18 protein-coding genes and 1 riboswitch are annotated in these 15,324 nt (G+C 43.2%); of the genes, 17 read left to right on the forward strand and 1 reads right to left on the reverse strand.

All coding sequences use genetic code 11. The annotated features are described in order from the left end of the window. Positions 1-19: 19 nt before the first annotated feature. The 3 genes from ACWPVL_RS09015 to ACWPVL_RS09025 all read left to right on the forward strand — a co-directional run bounded on the left by ACWPVL_RS09015 (position 20) and on the right by ACWPVL_RS09025 (position 1,733). Positions 20-376 (forward strand): hypothetical protein, encoded by a 357-nt coding sequence (locus tag ACWPVL_RS09015; protein ID WP_148877780.1) that lies wholly within the window; start codon positions 20-22, stop codon positions 374-376. A 48-nt stretch (positions 377-424) separates the two neighbouring features. After that, positions 425-718, forward strand: a complete 294-nt coding sequence (locus ACWPVL_RS09020) for a hypothetical protein (RefSeq protein WP_454388402.1) — start codon at positions 425-427, stop codon at positions 716-718. Between the two features lie 103 nt (positions 719-821). Then, positions 822-1,733: a DMT family transporter gene (locus ACWPVL_RS09025; RefSeq protein WP_454388404.1), complete on the forward strand. Its 912-nt coding sequence runs from the start codon at positions 822-824 to the stop codon at positions 1,731-1,733. 66 nt (positions 1,734-1,799) lie between these two features. On the opposite strand, the gene ACWPVL_RS09030 is transcribed toward ACWPVL_RS09025, so the two are convergent. Further along, complete coding sequence (locus ACWPVL_RS09030) at positions 1,800-3,167, reverse strand: aspartate kinase (protein WP_454388406.1); 1,368 nt, start codon at positions 3,165-3,167, stop codon at positions 1,800-1,802. Positions 3,168-3,413: 246 nt separating this feature from the next. Between ACWPVL_RS09030 and fabM the strand changes: the two genes are divergently transcribed. The 14 genes from fabM to ACWPVL_RS09100 all read left to right on the forward strand — a co-directional run bounded on the left by fabM (position 3,414) and on the right by ACWPVL_RS09100 (position 14,794). Further along, positions 3,414-4,205 carry a trans-2-decenoyl-ACP isomerase gene (fabM, locus tag ACWPVL_RS09035; protein ID WP_454388408.1) on the forward strand — a complete coding sequence of 264 codons (792 nt, stop codon included), beginning with the start codon at positions 3,414-3,416 and terminating at the stop codon, positions 4,203-4,205. A gap of 122 nt (positions 4,206-4,327) precedes the next feature. Continuing rightward, positions 4,328-4,762 carry a fatty acid biosynthesis transcriptional regulator FabT gene (gene fabT, locus ACWPVL_RS09040; RefSeq protein ID WP_005591704.1) on the forward strand — a complete coding sequence of 145 codons (435 nt, stop codon included), beginning with the start codon at positions 4,328-4,330 and terminating at the stop codon, positions 4,760-4,762. Further along, entirely contained in the window at positions 4,762-5,736 is a 975-nt protein-coding gene (locus ACWPVL_RS09045) for a beta-ketoacyl-ACP synthase III (protein WP_454388410.1), read from the forward strand. The genes fabT and ACWPVL_RS09045 overlap by 1 nt, the downstream gene beginning before the upstream one ends. Before the next feature lie 54 nt (positions 5,737-5,790). Further along, the gene (locus ACWPVL_RS09050) at positions 5,791-6,015 is read left to right on the forward strand and encodes an acyl carrier protein (protein WP_005591706.1); all 225 of its coding nucleotides are present in this window, start codon (positions 5,791-5,793) and stop codon (positions 6,013-6,015) included. A 130-nt stretch (positions 6,016-6,145) separates the two neighbouring features. Beyond that, on the forward strand, positions 6,146-7,120 hold the full coding sequence (gene fabK, locus ACWPVL_RS09055) for an enoyl-[acyl-carrier-protein] reductase FabK (protein WP_005591707.1): 975 nt from the start codon (positions 6,146-6,148) through the stop codon (positions 7,118-7,120). Further along, positions 7,113-8,033, forward strand: a complete 921-nt coding sequence (gene fabD, locus ACWPVL_RS09060; RefSeq protein ID WP_454388413.1) for an ACP S-malonyltransferase — start codon at positions 7,113-7,115, stop codon at positions 8,031-8,033. Before fabK ends, fabD begins: the two co-directional genes overlap by 8 nt. A gap of 12 nt (positions 8,034-8,045) precedes the next feature. Beyond that, positions 8,046-8,780 (forward strand): 3-oxoacyl-[acyl-carrier-protein] reductase, encoded by a 735-nt coding sequence (gene fabG, locus ACWPVL_RS09065; RefSeq protein WP_454388415.1) that lies wholly within the window; start codon positions 8,046-8,048, stop codon positions 8,778-8,780. Positions 8,781-8,831: 51 nt separating this feature from the next. Next, the gene (fabF, locus tag ACWPVL_RS09070) at positions 8,832-10,064 is read left to right on the forward strand and encodes a beta-ketoacyl-ACP synthase II (protein WP_454388417.1); all 1,233 of its coding nucleotides are present in this window, start codon (positions 8,832-8,834) and stop codon (positions 10,062-10,064) included. Beyond that, complete coding sequence (gene accB / locus ACWPVL_RS09075; protein ID WP_454388419.1) at positions 10,065-10,562, forward strand: acetyl-CoA carboxylase biotin carboxyl carrier protein; 498 nt, start codon at positions 10,065-10,067, stop codon at positions 10,560-10,562. Beyond that, positions 10,559-10,981 (forward strand): 3-hydroxyacyl-ACP dehydratase FabZ, encoded by a 423-nt coding sequence (fabZ, locus tag ACWPVL_RS09080; protein ID WP_008809611.1) that lies wholly within the window; start codon positions 10,559-10,561, stop codon positions 10,979-10,981. The genes accB and fabZ overlap by 4 nt, the downstream gene beginning before the upstream one ends. A gap of 18 nt (positions 10,982-10,999) precedes the next feature. Further along, positions 11,000-12,367, forward strand: a complete 1,368-nt coding sequence (locus tag ACWPVL_RS09085; protein WP_061908780.1) for an acetyl-CoA carboxylase biotin carboxylase subunit — start codon at positions 11,000-11,002, stop codon at positions 12,365-12,367. Between the two features lie 65 nt (positions 12,368-12,432). After that, positions 12,433-13,296, forward strand: coding sequence for an acetyl-CoA carboxylase, carboxyltransferase subunit beta (accD, locus tag ACWPVL_RS09090; protein WP_454388422.1), 864 nt, complete (start codon positions 12,433-12,435; stop codon positions 13,294-13,296). Then, positions 13,293-14,063, forward strand: a complete 771-nt coding sequence (locus ACWPVL_RS09095) for an acetyl-CoA carboxylase carboxyl transferase subunit alpha (RefSeq protein WP_045500627.1) — start codon at positions 13,293-13,295, stop codon at positions 14,061-14,063. Before accD ends, ACWPVL_RS09095 begins: the two co-directional genes overlap by 4 nt. Positions 14,064-14,245: 182 nt before the next feature. Beyond that, a complete protein-coding gene (locus ACWPVL_RS09100; protein ID WP_032911848.1) occupies positions 14,246-14,794 on the forward strand; it encodes a carboxymuconolactone decarboxylase family protein in 549 nt (182 codons plus the stop codon). Positions 14,795-15,223: 429 nt separating this feature from the next. Next, positions 15,224-15,313: riboswitch (glycine riboswitch) on the forward strand. The last annotated feature ends 11 nt before the right edge of the window (positions 15,314-15,324 follow it).

Genomic DNA, 15,324 nt, shown 5'->3' on the forward strand with positions numbered 1-15,324 from the left:
AAAAAATAAAGGAGTCCTTATGTCAGAAATTAAAGTAAAACGCGGAACAGGCTTTGTAGGGATCATTGGGAATTTTCCAATTTTAATCAATGGTCAAAAGGTTGGTACAATCCAGAATGGCGACGAAGCGTCCTTTCCTATTGAGGGAGAAGAAGCTGTTGTTCGTGTAGGAGCAGCTCCTATGAGAACCAAGCCAGTGACAGTTAAAGCAGGGCAAACCTTGCTGATTGAAACAAATTTTACTAATTTTTCTATCTGTCTAGGAGTTTTGTTGCTCGGCCTGTTCTTTGGTGGTCTAGTGCGTGCAATTCTCTTAATTCTTTATATTGTTTTAATGTTTCTTCTGCCTTTTTACTCAGCTAGGATTGAAGAATAAACTGAAGGGTTTTTGTTGATAGGTTAGCTTGAAATAAAGGAGTTTTTGATGCCAAAATTTACCATTACGCGTGCTACCGGTATGGTCGGAGTAGCTCAAAATGTTGCAGTATATCTAAATGGTGAACTTGTGGATAAACTTGCGAATAATGAAAGTAAAACGTTGACTTTTGAGGGAGACAGTGTCGAACTACAGGTTGGACAAAGCTTTATGAAATCGCATAAGATTCAAGTGAAAGATGGCCAGAAGGTACTTGTTACAGCTTCTGGAATGCGAGCTATGCTAGGAATTATTGGCTTTATATTAGGTTTGCCTTATTTACTTCTTGAGATAGAGGATTAGCCATTTTGGGGCTCTGCTAAATCATAAAAAATCAGTCAAAACAGACTGATTTTTCTTTATGGTTTATGTTATAATGATCAAAGCTAACAGAAAGAGGTTTGGGATGTCAAAAGTTTTAAGGGGAACCCTTTATACCTTGGCTGCGGGGATTGCTTGGGGCTTATCGGGAACAAGTGGTCAATATCTGATGGTGCATGGTTTTTCGGCACTGAGCTTGACCAATGTGCGCTTGTTGCTAGCGGGTTTGGTTTTGATGATGTTGGCTTATGCGACAAATAAAGATTCTTTTAAAGAGATTTGGAAAGACAAGAGCTCTCTTCTACACATTTCACTTTTTGCAGTTCTAGGCTTATTCATCAATCAATATGCATATTTAGCGGCCATTCATGAGACGAATGCAGGAACAGCAACGGTCTTACAATATCTCTGTCCAGTGGGAGTCTTGGTATACACTTGTATCAAAGATAGAGTAGCACCGACTGTGGCTCAGGTCTGCTCTATGATTTTGGCTATCGGAGGAACCTTTCTAATTGCGACCCACGGTCAGATCAATCAGCTCTCGATGACGCCAAAAGGCTTATTTTTAGGTATTTTCTCAGCCTTTACTTATGCACTTTATATTCTTTTGCCGATTGGGCTCATTAAAAAGTGGGGAAGCATGCTGGTAATCGGGATTGGGATGACCATTGCAGGTGTCTTGCTCCTTCCTTTCAGCGGTATTTTCCAGCATCAGTGGCAATTCCGTTTAGATATCCTTCTAGCCTTGGTCGGCATCATTGTCATCGGAACAATCTTTGCTTACACCGTCTTTTTGAAGGGAACAAGCTTGGTCGGTCCTGTTAAATCTAGTCTTTTAGCTTCGATTGAGCCTATTTCAGCGGTCTTCTTTGCCTTTGTCATTATGAATGAACGCTTTTATCTGCTTGATTTTGTAGGTATGGGCATGATTTTGCTAGCTGTCCTGTTGATATCTGTCAAGGACCTAATCTTGGAAAAGAAAAAAGGATTATTATAAACAAATAAGAATAAGGAAAGACCTGGCTCCATATAGAGCTAGGTCTTTGTTGTTTACTTATTCGGTTTATTCATCGCTTTCTGAGCTGCCAAAGAATGCTTTGTACAGAGCACGGATGGCCTCTTTTTCTTGGTTCTTATTGACAACAAACATGATGGAAACTTCACTGGAACCTTGTGACATCATTTGGATATTAATTTTATTGTCAGAAAGAGCTCTAGTCGCAGTAGCCGTCACCCCGATATGACTTTTCATTTTTTCGCCGACAATCATGATGATAGAAAGATCATGCTCAATCTCAGCGTAGTCTACTTCTGCCTTTTGTACAAGTTGGCGCAGAATTTCTTCTTCTTTGATTGGAGTTAATTCACGTTCACGAAGGATGATGGAAAGATCATCAATTCCTGTTGGCATATGCTCCCAACCGATATTTAGATCTTCCAAAATCTGAAGTGCCTTTCGACCAAATCCAACTTCTCGGTTCATGAGATACTTGGACATGTTAATACTTACGAAGCCAGAATCACCAGCGATTCCTACAACAGGAGGATGATCTTCGCTATGTTTATGGACGATACGCGTACCAGGGTGCTCTGGATTGTTGGTATTTTTGATAACGAGTGGAATTTTTCCGCGATAGGCTGGAAGCAGGGCTTCATCGTGAAGGACAGTAAAACCTGCATAGGCTAATTCCCGCATTTCACGGTAAGTAAGCTCAGCGATGGAGCGTGGCTTATGAATAATCCCAGGGTGGGCAGCAAAGATGCCGTCCACATCAGTGAAGTTTTCATAGACATCAGCTTTGACACCAGCTGCAATAATTGATCCTGTAATATCCGACCCGCCACGAGAGAAAGTACAGATCTGTCCATCTTGAGTGACACCGAAGAAGCCAGGGATGACAAGGACTTCATCGGAATGGATTAGTTCTTCTAATTTATCATAGCTTGAAGGAAGGATCCGAGCATTTCCTGGTTCGCTTGAAACCACTAGTCCAGCTTCTCTAGGATGGACGTAGCGAGCTGGGATGCCATTGTGGTTAAAGTAGGCTGCAATGAGCTTAGCATTGTTGTTTTCACCAGCTGCTAGGAAAGTATCGTAAAGAAATTCATTGTTTTCAATTGGCAGAGTAGCTAGGGAGATGATGCTCTTAGAGATTTTTTCAATAATCGTAGATTTTAGACCTAGCTCAGAGACCATATCGGAGTAGCGCTTAATAATCCAATTTTGCTCCTTGGAGACATCATTTCCTGCAATGTACTGGCGATAATACTTAATCAGGGCATCGGTGACTTTTGTATCCTGGTCATCTCTTTTTCCTGGTGCAGAAACGACAACGAAGCGACGCTCAGCGTCAGATTTTACGATATGTAAGACTTTTTCTAACTGTGAAGCAGAAGCGAGCGAACTTCCACCGAATTTAACAACTTTCATGGAGACTCCTAAACATAATTTAGGAAAATTATAACAAAATTCTGAAAATTTTGCAAATCTATCAGAAGCGCTTTTTCATCCAACCTTCTTTTCAAAAAATAAGCAAAAAACGAATATAAAATCAAATTTTCCAGTTTTTGTTTTCTTTCTTACATCTTTTATGCTAGAATAAATATAATTTGACTATCAAATTATTTAATTATAAAATAAAACGACTGTAAGTACCCAGTCTGGAATGGAGTTAGAATGACTTTTAATGGTATTCTTTATAAGGTGGTTGATGAAGTGGCCACTATTACCTTCAATCGTCCTGAAGTTTCAAATGGTTTCAATATTCCCATGTGTGAGGAGATTTTAGAAGCGATTGAGCTGGCCGCAAATGATGAGGCAGTGAAGTTTTTAGTGATCAATGCCAATGGGAAGGTATTTTCTGTCGGTGGCGACCTAGCTGAGATGCAAAGGGCTGTCAGTGCTGACGATATTCAATCCTTGGTAAAAATTGCAGAGCTGGTCAATGATATTTCTTTTGCTATGAAACGGCTACCCAAGCCAGTTATTATGAGTGTGGATGGCCCTGTTGCTGGTGCAGCTGCCAATATGGTCGTGGCTGCCGATTTCTGTATTGCGACAGAGAAATCTCGTTTCATCCAAGCTTTTGTGGGAGTGGGCTTAGCGCCAGATGCCGGTGGACTTTATCTTTTGACTCGGGCAATTGGTGTGACTCGGGCGACTCATTTGGTCATGACGGGAGAGGTCCTGACAGCAGAAAAGGCTCTAGATTATGGTTTGCTCTATAAGGTCTGTGAAGTAGAGAAGCTAGAAAAAACAACGGAACAGTTGCTGAAGAAGCTAAAACGTGGTTCGCTGAATTCTTACAGAGCTATGAAAGAAATGGTCTGGAAGAGCCTCTTCAGCGGTTGGAAAGAATATACGGAGCTGGAATTATCTTTGCAGAAATCCCTGGCTTTCACTGAGGACTTCAAAGAAGGTGTCCAAGCTTATACTGAGAAGCGTCGTCCACAATTTACAGGCAAGTAACTATTTTGTTTGCATATTAGGAAAATTGTTTGAAAATCAAATAAATTTTCAAAAGGACTTGCAAATTATTTTGAGATCTGATAAAATTTGAATGTCAAAGTATTTATGAAGGAGGTGTTGGTTTGAATTATCAATTAGTCAATGATTATTTAACATCTATTTTTAATAATGTTTTGGTTATTGAAGAGTCCAGCCTCCGAGGCAGTCAATTTAAAGACGTCTCGATTAAAGAAATGCACACTATTGATGTTATTGGTACCATGCCTAATGCGACTCCAAGCGATATTTCAAAGGAATTGTTAGTCACTTTGGGGACTGTCACAACTAGCTTGAATAACTTGGAGCGTAAAGGGTATATCGAGCGTCGCCGTTCATCCATTGACCGTCGTGTAGTTCATCTGAGTTTGACTAAGAAGGGGAGGCTCTTGTATCGCCTTCATAAACGATTCCACAATCGCATGGTCATGCAAGTAGTGGAAGGAATGTCCCCAGAAGAAAAAAATGCAATGCAAAAAGGTTTGCAGAACTTGTATAATTTTTTAGAGGAGTTGAAATAATGAACTATGCAAGAATTACTCAAGTAGCTCATTATGCTCCAGAGCAGATTGTCACAAATGATGATCTGGCTAAGATGATGGATACAAGTGATGAATGGATCTCAAGTCGAACAGGTATCAAACAGCGACATTTATCTCGAGCTGAGTCAACAAGCGATTTAGCTACAAAGGTTGCTGCGCAATTGCTAGAACAGGCTCAACTGCCTGCTGATCAGCTTGATTTTATCATTATTGCGACGATCACTCCAGATTCTATGATGCCGTCAACTGCAGCTAGAGTGCAGGCCAATATTGGAGCTACCAAGGCTTTTGCTTTTGACTTGACGGCGGCTTGCAGTGGCTTTATCTTTGCTTTGTCAACTGGAGAAAAGTTCATTTCTTCTGGTCGCTATCAAAGAGGTTTGGTCATCGGTAGCGAAACGCTTTCGAAAGTCGTTGATTGGTCGGATCGTTCGACGTCAGTCTTATTTGGTGATGGGGCTGGAGGAGTCTTGCTTGAAGCGGCAGAGAAGCAACATTTTTGGGCTGAAAGTCAGTTTACTGATGGCTTGAGAGGTCAGAGTTTGACCTGTGGTGGGCTTGGTTTGTCCTCTCCGTTTTCGGAAAAGCAAGTTGATGACCGCTATTTGAAAATGGAAGGCCGAGCAATCTTTGATTTCGCTATTCGTGATGTGGCACAGTCTATCAAAAATACCATTGAAGAGAGTCCATTTTCAGTGGAGGAGCTTGATTATCTGCTCTTGCATCAGGCCAATATCCGAATTTTAGATAAAATGGCTAAGAAACTCGGAGTTTCTCGGGAAAAACTACCTGCTAATATGATGGAATATGGCAACACTAGTGCAGCTAGCATCCCGATTTTATTATCTGAGTGTGTCCAACAGGACTTGATTAAGCTGAACGGAGATCAGACTATTTTATTGTCAGGTTTTGGTGGAGGTTTGACATGGGGCACGCTTATTGTTACAATTTAGTTAATCATGTGGAAACACATAGATAAAAAATATATTTTTTAAAGGAGTCTATCCATGGCAGTATTTGAAAAAGTACAAGAAATTATCGTTGAGGAACTTGGTAAAGAGCCATCAGAAGTTACACTTGAGTCAACTTTCGATGATCTTGAAGCAGATTCATTGGATTTGTTCCAAGTAATTTCAGAAATCGAAGATGCATTTGACATCCAAATCGAAACTGAAGAAGGCTTGAAAACAGTTGGTGACTTGGTTGCCTACGTAGAAGAAAAAACAAAATAATAAAGATTTGAGAGTATCGCAAGATATTCTCTCTTGTTTAGGTAATAGTTTGAATTTCAAAGTAAAAAGGCTGCTATCTAGCGGTTTGGGCTCAAGCTATTACTTAAGCAATGATTATGAGGAAGGTATTATGCAAACACGAATTACAGAATTATTAGATATTAAATATCCTATTTTCCAAGGTGGTATGGCCTGGGTTGCAGATGGGGACTTGGCTGGTGCTGTTTCAAAGGCTGGTGGTCTTGGGATCATCGGTGGCGGAAATGCTCCTAAGGAAGTGGTGAAAGCCAATATTGATAAGATTAAGTCTTTGACGGATCGTCCTTTCGGTGTCAACATCATGCTTTTGTCGCCTTTTGTAGATGACATCGTGGATTTGGTGATCGAAGAGGGTGTAAAAGTGGTGACGACTGGTGCGGGCAATCCAAGCAAGTACATGGCTCGTTTCCATGAGGCAGGTATTACTGTGATTCCTGTTGTACCAAGTGTGGCTTTGGCTAAACGGATGGAAAAAATCGGAGCAGATGCCGTTATTGCTGAAGGAATGGAAGCTGGTGGTCACATCGGTAAGTTAACAACCATGACTCTGGTTCGTCAGGTTGTAGAAGCAGTTAACATTCCAGTTATTGCGGCTGGTGGTATTGCGGATGGATCTGGTGCTGCGGCTGGCTTTATGTTAGGAGCAGAAGCGGTTCAGGTCGGCACACGCTTTGTTGTAGCTAAGGAATCTAATGCCCATCAAAATTATAAAGATATGATTTTGAAAGCTCGTGATATCGATACGACAATTTCTGCTCAGCACTTCGGTCATGCGGTTCGTGCGCTCAAGAATAAGCTGACTCGCGATTTTGAAAAGGCTGAAAAAGAAGCCTTCAAGCAAGAAAATCCAGACTTGACTGTTTTTGAAAATCTGGGTGCTGGTGCCTTGGCTAATGCAGTTGTCCGTGGCGATGTGGAAAATGGTTCCGTCATGTCTGGTCAGATTGCCGGCTTGGTCAGCAAGGAAGAAACGGTCGAAGAAATCCTCAAGGATATCTATTATGGTGCTGCTGAGAAGATTCAGCAAGAAGCAAAACGTTGGGCAGGAGTAACTAGAAATGACTAAGACAGCCTTTCTATTTGCTGGTCAGGGAGCCCAATATCTGGGAATGGCTCGTGACCTCTATGAGCAGTATGATGTGGTTAAGGCAACTTTTGAGGAAGCGAGTCAAGTTCTGGGCTATGATGTTCGGGCATTGATTGACCAAGATGAAGAAAAACTCAACCAAACTCGCTATACTCAACCAGCAATTTTGACAACTTCTCTTGCTATTTATCGCCTGTTGGCAGAAAAAGGAATCCGTCCTGATATGGTGGCTGGCCTCTCTCTAGGTGAATACTCTGCCTTGGTAGCTGCTGGCGCGCTGGACTTCAAAACAGCGGTAGCTCTAGTCGCAAAACGTGGAGCTTTCATGGAGGAAGCGGCTCCTGCTGGTTCTGGAAAGATGGTTGCAGTCCTAAATGCGGAAGTGGCTCTTATTGAGGAAGCCTGCCAGACGGCTAGTCAGCTAGGAGTCGTCTCTCCTGCCAATTACAACACTCCAGGTCAAATCGTCATTGGGGGAGATGTGGCAGCGGTGGACAAGGCGGTAGAACTCCTCAAGGAAGCAGGTGTGAAACGCTTGATTCCGCTGAATGTTTCGGGTCCTTTCCATACAGCACTCTTGAAACCAGCCAGTGAGCAATTAGCTCAGGTTTTGGCTGAAACAGAATTTGCTGATTTTCAGCTTCCGCTAGTGGGCAATACAGAGGCGGATATCATGGAAACTGGCAGAATTAAGGAATTGTTAACTCGTCAGGTCATGGAACCGGTTCGTTTCTACGATAGTATCGCTAAAATGCAGGAAGCAGGTGTGACAGAGTTTGTCGAGATTGGTCCAGGGAAAGTATTGTCTGGCTTTCTGAAAAAAATTGATAAATCAGCAGTTGTTTATCATGTTGAAAGTGTGGAGACTTTAACAGCCCTACTGGAAAAATAATGGGGAATACCAATGGAATTAAAGAATAAAAATGTTTTTATTACTGGCTCTAGCCGTGGGATTGGTCTGGCTATTGCCCATAAGTTTGCAAGTGCAGGTGCCAATATTGTCTTGAACGGTCGTGGTCAAATTTCAGACGAAGTTTTGTCTGAGTTTGCTGGCTATCCGGTCAAGGTCGTGGCTATTTTAGGCGATGTGTCTGATGGTACTGATGCTAAGCGAATGATCGATGAGGCGATTGTGGCTTTGGGATCTGTAGATGTCTTGGTCAACAATGCTGGAATTACCCGCGATAAGATTATGCTCAAGATGACAGAGGAAGACTTCGAGCAAGTGCTGAAGGTCAATCTGACTGGAGCCTTTAATATGACGCAAGCCGTCTTGAAACCAATGACCAAGGCTCGCCAAGGAGCAATTATCAACCTATCAAGTGTTGTCGGCTTGACTGGTAATGTCGGCCAGGCCAACTATGCAGCTTCTAAAGCTGGCTTGATTGGATTTTCTAAGTCGGTTGCTCGTGAGGTAGCTGGGCGCAATATCCGTGTCAATGTGATTGCCCCAGGCTTTATCGAATCGGATATGACAGACGGGCTTTCTGAAAAAATCAAAGAAGCTTCTCTGGCTCAAATCCCAATGAAACGGTTCGGCAATACCGAAGAAGTAGCGGATGTTGCCCTATTCTTAGCAGGTCAGGAATACCTTACTGGTCAGGTCATCGCGATTGATGGCGGGCTGACCATGCAGTAATTGCATGCATTTGGATTTGACAGTTTACCAATTATCATAAAGGAGTTCACTATGAAACTAAATCGAGTTGTTGTAACAGGTTATGGCTTAACCTCTCCCATCGGAAATACTCCAGAAGAATTTTGGAATAGTTTAAAAGAAGGTAAGATTGGGATTGGTCCCATCACCAAGTTTGATCACAGCGATTTTGCTGTTCATAATGCGGCTGAAGTCCAAGACTTTCCATTTGATAAATACTTTATCAAGAAAGATACCAATCGTTTTGACAATTATTCTCTGTATGCCTTATATGCAGCTCAAGAAGCGGTAACAAATGCGAATCTTGATGTAGAAGCAATTGACAAAGATCGCTTTGGTGTCATCGTGGCTTCTGGTATCGGTGGTATCAAGGAAATCGAAGATCAAGTTATCCGTTTGCATGAAAAAGGTCCAAAACGTGTTAAACCAATGACACTTCCAAAAGCCTTGCCAAATATGGCTTCAGGTAATGTTGCGATGCGTTTCGGAGCAAACGGTATCTGTAAATCAATCAATACAGCCTGTGCCTCATCAAATGATGCGATTGGAGATGCTTTCCGCTCTATCAAGTTTGGCTTCCAAGATGTCATGTTAGTTGGTGGCTCAGAAGCTTCTATCACTCCATTTGCCATTGCTGGTTTCCAAGCCCTGACCGCTCTTTCTACGACAGAAGATCCAACTCGTGCTTCTATTCCATTTGACAAAGATCGTAACGGCTTTGTCATGGGAGAAGGATCTGGTATGTTGGTTCTTGAAAGTCTGGAACACGCTGAAAAACGTGGAGCGACTATCTTGGCTGAAGTAGTTGGTTATGGAAATACTTGTGATGCTTATCATATGACTTCACCTCATCCAGAAGGTCAAGGTGCCATCAAGGCCATGAAATTGGCTTTGGAAGAAGCAGAAATTTCTCCAGAGCAAGTGGCTTATGTCAATGCTCACGGAACTTCAACTCCTGCTAATGAAAAAGGAGAAAGTGGAGCGATCGTAGCTGTTCTTGGTAAAGAAGTCCCTGTATCTTCAACCAAGTCATTCACAGGACACTTGCTTGGGGCTGCAGGAGCGGTAGAAGCAATCGCTACAATCGAAGCAATGCGCCATAATTTTGTACCAAAAACAGCCGGAACAAGTGAATTGTCAGATTATATTGAAGCGAACGTCGTTTATGGACAAGGCTTAGAGCAGGAAATTCCTTATGCGATTTCCAATACATTTGGTTTTGGCGGTCACAATGCTGTTCTGGCATTCAAGCGTTGGGAGGGCTAGATGAATATCAATGAAATTAAAGACTTGATGGCTCAGTTTGACCAATCAAGCCTGCGTGAATTTTCTTATAAAAATCAAAGTGATGAATTGACTTTCAGCAAGAATGAAAGTTCTGCCGCAGTCGCAGCAACTCCATCAGTCAGTGCAGCTCCTGTTGTAGCTCCTGTGCAGCCAGCAAGTGCACCTGTATCTGAGACAGTTTCCCAAGCAGCTCCAACTACAGCACCTGAGGTGGCTCCAGAGGCTCCGGCACCAGCTGCTGAGGGTGATGTCGTGGAAAGTCCCTTGGTTGGCGTGGCTTACTTAGCAGCAGGTCCAGATAAACCAGCTTTTGTCAGTGTAGGAGACCAAGTTAAAAAAGGTCAAACCCTGATGATTATTGAAGCTATGAAGGTCATGAATGAAGTGCCAGCACCGAAAGATGGTCTGATTACAGAAATTCTGGTTCAGAATGAAGAAATGGTTGAGTTTGGGAAAGGGCTGGTACGCATCAAATGATTGATATCAATGCAATAAAAGAGGCGCTTCCGCACCGCTATCCTATGTTGTTGGTGGACCGTGTATTGGAAGTCAGCGAAGATGAGATTGTCGCTTTGAAAAATGTGACGATCAACGAGCCATTCTTTAACGGACATTTCCCTCAGTATCCAGTTATGCCGGGTGTCTTGATCATGGAAGCACTGGCTCAAACAGCTGGTGTGCTGGAATTGTCTAAAGAAGAAAACAAGGGCAAGCTGGTCTTCTATGCTGGCATGGACAAGGTCAAGTTCAAGAAGCAAGTTGTGCCAGGTGACCAGCTGATTATGACGGCTAAGTTTGTCAAGCGCCGCGGAACCATTGCAGTGGTGGAGGCCAAGGCCGAAGTTGATGGCAAACTTGCAGCCAGCGGAACCTTGACCTTTGCGATTGGTCAATAAGAAAGAGGAGATTTCACCATGTTTCGTAAAATTTTAATTGCTAACCGTGGGGAAATTGCGGTCAGAATTATTCGTGCAGCTCGCGAGCTGGGAATTGATACAGTCGCTGTTTATTCAACAGCTGATAAGGAAGCGCTCCATACCCTACTGGCTGATGAGGCAGTCTGCATCGGGCCAGCCAAGTCTACGGATTCTTATCTGAACATGAATGCCGTCTTATCTGCTGCTGTTCTGACAGGTGCAGAAGCCATTCACCCTGGTTTTGGTTTTTTGAGTGAAAACTCTAAATTTGCGACTATGTGCGAAGAAGTCGGCATTAAGTTTATTGGACCTTCAGGTGCTGTTATGGACTTGATGGGGGACAAGATTAATGCTCGGGCTCAGATGATTAAGGCAAAAGTGCCGGTTATCCCAGGTTCTGACGGGGAAGTCCATACCTCTGAAGAAGCCTTGGAAGTGGCCGAAAAGATTGGCTATCCAGTCATGCTCAAAGCTTCTGCTGGCGGCGGCGGAAAGGGTATTCGTAAGGTTGAAAAGGCTGAGGATTTAGTAGCGGCCTTTGAGTCTGCATCTAGCGAAGCCAAAGCAGCCTTTGGTAATGGTGCTATGTATATGGAGCGCGTCATCTATCCAGCGCGCCATATTGAAGTCCAGATTTTAGCAGATCAGCAGGGGCATGTGGTCCACTTGGGCGAGCGGGATTGCTCTTTGCAGCGGAATAATCAGAAGGTACTGGAAGAAAGTCCATCTGTGGCAATTGGGAAAACCCTACGCCAGCAGATTGGGGAAGCGGCTGTTCGAGCAGCTGAGTCTGTCGGCTATGAAAATGCTGGGACGATTGAGTTTCTGCTGGATGAAGCCAAGGGTGAATTCTACTTTATGGAGATGAATACTCGGGTGCAGGTTGAGCACCCAGTGACTGAGTTTGTTACTGGTGTGGATATTGTTAAAGAGCAGATTAAGATTGCGGATGGTCAAGAGCTATCCTTCAGTCAAGAAGATGTTGAAATCCGCGGTCATGCGATTGAATGTCGGATCAATGCTGAAAATCCAGCCTTTAACTTTGCACCGAGCCCAGGAAAAATTTCCAATCTTTATCTGCCAAGTGGCGGAGTGGGATTACGCGTGGATTCGGCGGTCTATCCTGGCTACACCATTCCTCCTTACTATGACAGCATGATTGCCAAAATCATCGTTCACGGGGAAAATCGCTTTGATGCCCTGATGAAGATGCAGCGGGCTCTCTATGAGCTAGAAATCGACGGTGTCGTGACCAATAGCAGTTTCCAACTGGATTTGATTTCAGATCCTAATGTGATTGCTGGTGATTATGATACAGCCTTTCTCATGGAGAAGTTCCTTCCAGCTTATCAAGAGAAAAAATAGATGACAAGGAGTGATTTTGTTTGAAAGAAGCAGAATCACTCTAAAATTTAATGAAGGAGTAAGCAATGCCTTTGTTTTCAAAAAAGGATAAATATATTCGAATCAATCCTAATCGTTCCTCTCGTGCCTTGCCTCAGCCAAAGCCAGAAGTTCCAGATGAGCTTTTTTCCAAGTGCCCTGGTTGTAAGCATATTATTTATCAAAAAGATTTGGGGGCAGAGCGTGTCTGTCCAAGCTGTGGCTACACTTTTCGGATTTCAGCTTTTGAACGCCTGAGCTTGACGGTGGATGAAGGAAGTTTTGAGGAATTGTTCACCGGTATTGAGACGACAGATCCCTTACATTTTCCAAATTATCAAGAAAAACTGGCAAAGATGCGGGAAAAGACTGGTCTAGATGAGGCAGTTTTGACAGGAACTGCTATGATAAAAGGTCAAAAATTAGCCCTTGGGATCATGGATTCCAACTTTATCATGGCTTCGATGGGGACGGTTGTCGGTGAGAAGATTACCCGCCTTTTTGAGTATGCGACAGAGCATAAGCTGCCAGTCGTCCTCTTTACGGCTTCTGGTGGTGCTCGTATGCAGGAAGGTATCATGAGCCTGATGCAGATGGCCAAAACTTCTGCTGCTGTGCAACGTCATTCAAAGGCTGGTCTTTTTTACCTGACCGTTTTGACAGATCCGACGACAGGCGGTGTCACAGCCTCTTTTGCTATGGAAGGGGATATTATCTTGGCAGAAGCGCAGGCTTTGGTAGGCTTTGCCGGTCGTCGGGTTATTGAGTCTACTGTACGGGAAAAATTGCCAGATGACTTCCAAAAGGCAGAGTTCTTGCTGGAGCATGGCTTTGTTGATGCGATAGTCAAGCGTAGTGAATTGCGGGATCGGATTGCTACTCTCTTGAGATTTCATGGAGGTGACCAATGACAAAAATCAGTCAGATTATCAAAGCAGCGCGTGATCAGTCCCGTTTGACGGCTCTGGATTTTGCCCAAGGCATTTTTGATGATTTCGTGGAATTGCACGGAGATCGTGGTTTTCGTGATGATGGTGCTGTCATTGGCGGTATCGGAACCTTAAATGGTCAGCCTGTCACAGTGGTCGGTATTCAAAAAGGTCGCAATTTGCAGGATAATTTGCGACGGAACTTTGGTCAACCTCATCCTGAAGGCTATCGCAAGGCTCTACGTCTCATGAAGCAGGCTGAGAAATTTGGCCGTCCAGTCGTGACCTTTATCAATACGGCTGGTGCCTATCCTGGTGTCGGTGCTGAGGAGCGCGGACAGGGTGAAGCCATTGCCCGTAATCTCATGGAAATGAGTGATTTGAAAGTGCCCATTATTGCCATTATCATCGGCGAGGGTGGCTCTGGCGGGGCACTGGCCTTAGCAGTTGCTGATAAGGTCTGGATGCTGGAAAACTCTATGTATGCCATTCTCAGTCCAGAAGGCTTTGCCTCGATTTTATGGAAGGATGGCAGCCGAGCAATGGAGGCGGCGGAGATGATGAAAATCACCTCGCATGAGCTTTTGCAGATGGGTGTCGTTGATAAGGTCATCCCTGAACGTGGCTTTAATAAAAATGAGCTCTTAGCTGCAGTCAAGCAAGAGATCAGTACTGAACTAGCGGAACTTTCCAAACTTTCTCTCGAGCAACTTTTGGAAGATCGCTATCAACGTTTTAGAAAATATTAGTCAGAAGCCTCAGGGCTTCTTTTTCTTGCTTGAGAGAAGTGTGGAGGCAGTTAAGGTGGTAATATATTTTGGTTTGACATGTGGCAATATATTCTCTTTATAGAGGCCATATAAAATATATATTATACAAGCTGTCAGACCTATGTTAAGATAGTTGCTAATCAAAAGAAATGAGGTTTCATATGTCAGAATTTACTATCCATACGATTGAGTCCGCACCAGCTGAGGTGAAAGAGGTTTTAGAAACGGTTCAAAAAGATAACGGTGGCTACATTCCCAATCTTATCGGTCTTTTGGCCAATGCGCCAACGGCTTTGGAAACTTATCGGACGGTTGGAGCTATCAATCGCCGTAACAGCCTGACACCGACTGAGCGCGAGGTAGTGCAGATTACGGCTGCAGTTACTAATGGCTGTGCTTTCTGTGTAGCGGGTCATACAGCCTTTTCAATCAAGCAGATTCAAATGAATGATGATCTTTTGGAGGCTCTGCGCAATCGTACTCCGATTGATACAGATCCGAAGTTAGATACACTTGCTAAATTTACCATTGCTGTTATCAATACCAAGGGACGGGTCGGAGATGAGGCTTTGTCAGACTTCCTAGAAGCGGGCTATACACATGAGAATGCTCTGGATGTAGTTCTAGGTGTCAGCCTTGCGACCCTCTGCAATTATGCCAATAATCTGGCCAACACACCAATTAATCCGGAATTACAGCCTTATGCCTAGTCTTTGAGGTGGTGAGAAGGGATTTTTAGAACGCCCCATTCTTTTTCATTGACTACAAGTTAAATAAGAAATCAGTGCTGAACTAGCAGAACTTTCTAAGTTTTCTCTTGACTAACTATTGGAAGAATGTTATTCATACTTTAAGAAATGGAAAATTGTAAAATATAGTGCAATAAAAACTTACAGAACTTCAAGCAGTGTAAACCATAAATAACTACATCAACAGGTAACCAAGGAGTTTCTATGAGTTACTATCATCTCACCTTTGAATAAATTATCTATCTAACCTTTTGGGGTCAATAGAATATTCAAAATTTTTCATAAAACATTGACAAAAACCGAATATTATTTTAAAATAATAGAAAATTTAGAATAAACACCGAATGAAGTTTTTCAGAAATAAGTGTTTGAGCCTTATGACTGTGAAATGGACGGAACTCTGGAGAGACCATGATTGGCACCGAAGGGGCAAGGCAGGCAACTGCTCAAACTCTCAGGTAAAAGGACAGAGCAAGGGAAGGACAGGAAAG

The organism is Streptococcus sp. Marseille-Q8145, assembly GCF_965112035.1.

What these genes read in the sequence shown, in the direction of transcription:
- ACWPVL_RS09015 (WP_148877780.1), top strand. Translation starts at nt 20, where the DNA reads ATGTCAGAAATTAAAGTAAAACGCGGAACAGGCTTTGTAGGGATCATT.
- ACWPVL_RS09020 (WP_454388402.1), top strand. Translation starts at nt 425, where the DNA reads ATGCCAAAATTTACCATTACGCGTGCTACCGGTATGGTCGGAGTAGCT.
- ACWPVL_RS09025 (WP_454388404.1), top strand. Translation starts at nt 822, where the DNA reads ATGTCAAAAGTTTTAAGGGGAACCCTTTATACCTTGGCTGCGGGGATT.
- ACWPVL_RS09030 (WP_454388406.1), bottom strand. Translation starts at nt 3,167, where the DNA reads ATGAAAGTTGTTAAATTCGGTGGAAGTTCGCTCGCTTCTGCTTCACAG.
- fabM (WP_454388408.1), top strand. Translation starts at nt 3,414, where the DNA reads ATGACTTTTAATGGTATTCTTTATAAGGTGGTTGATGAAGTGGCCACT.
- ACWPVL_RS09045 (WP_454388410.1), top strand. Translation starts at nt 4,762, where the DNA reads ATGAACTATGCAAGAATTACTCAAGTAGCTCATTATGCTCCAGAGCAG.
- ACWPVL_RS09050 (WP_005591706.1), top strand. Translation starts at nt 5,791, where the DNA reads ATGGCAGTATTTGAAAAAGTACAAGAAATTATCGTTGAGGAACTTGGT.
- fabK (WP_005591707.1), top strand. Translation starts at nt 6,146, where the DNA reads ATGCAAACACGAATTACAGAATTATTAGATATTAAATATCCTATTTTC.
- fabD (WP_454388413.1), top strand. Translation starts at nt 7,113, where the DNA reads ATGACTAAGACAGCCTTTCTATTTGCTGGTCAGGGAGCCCAATATCTG.
- fabG (WP_454388415.1), top strand. Translation starts at nt 8,046, where the DNA reads ATGGAATTAAAGAATAAAAATGTTTTTATTACTGGCTCTAGCCGTGGG.
- fabF (WP_454388417.1), top strand. Translation starts at nt 8,832, where the DNA reads ATGAAACTAAATCGAGTTGTTGTAACAGGTTATGGCTTAACCTCTCCC.
- accB (WP_454388419.1), top strand. Translation starts at nt 10,065, where the DNA reads ATGAATATCAATGAAATTAAAGACTTGATGGCTCAGTTTGACCAATCA.
- fabZ (WP_008809611.1), top strand. Translation starts at nt 10,559, where the DNA reads ATGATTGATATCAATGCAATAAAAGAGGCGCTTCCGCACCGCTATCCT.
- ACWPVL_RS09085 (WP_061908780.1), top strand. Translation starts at nt 11,000, where the DNA reads ATGTTTCGTAAAATTTTAATTGCTAACCGTGGGGAAATTGCGGTCAGA.
- accD (WP_454388422.1), top strand. Translation starts at nt 12,433, where the DNA reads ATGCCTTTGTTTTCAAAAAAGGATAAATATATTCGAATCAATCCTAAT.
- ACWPVL_RS09095 (WP_045500627.1), top strand. Translation starts at nt 13,293, where the DNA reads ATGACAAAAATCAGTCAGATTATCAAAGCAGCGCGTGATCAGTCCCGT.
- ACWPVL_RS09100 (WP_032911848.1), top strand. Translation starts at nt 14,246, where the DNA reads ATGTCAGAATTTACTATCCATACGATTGAGTCCGCACCAGCTGAGGTG.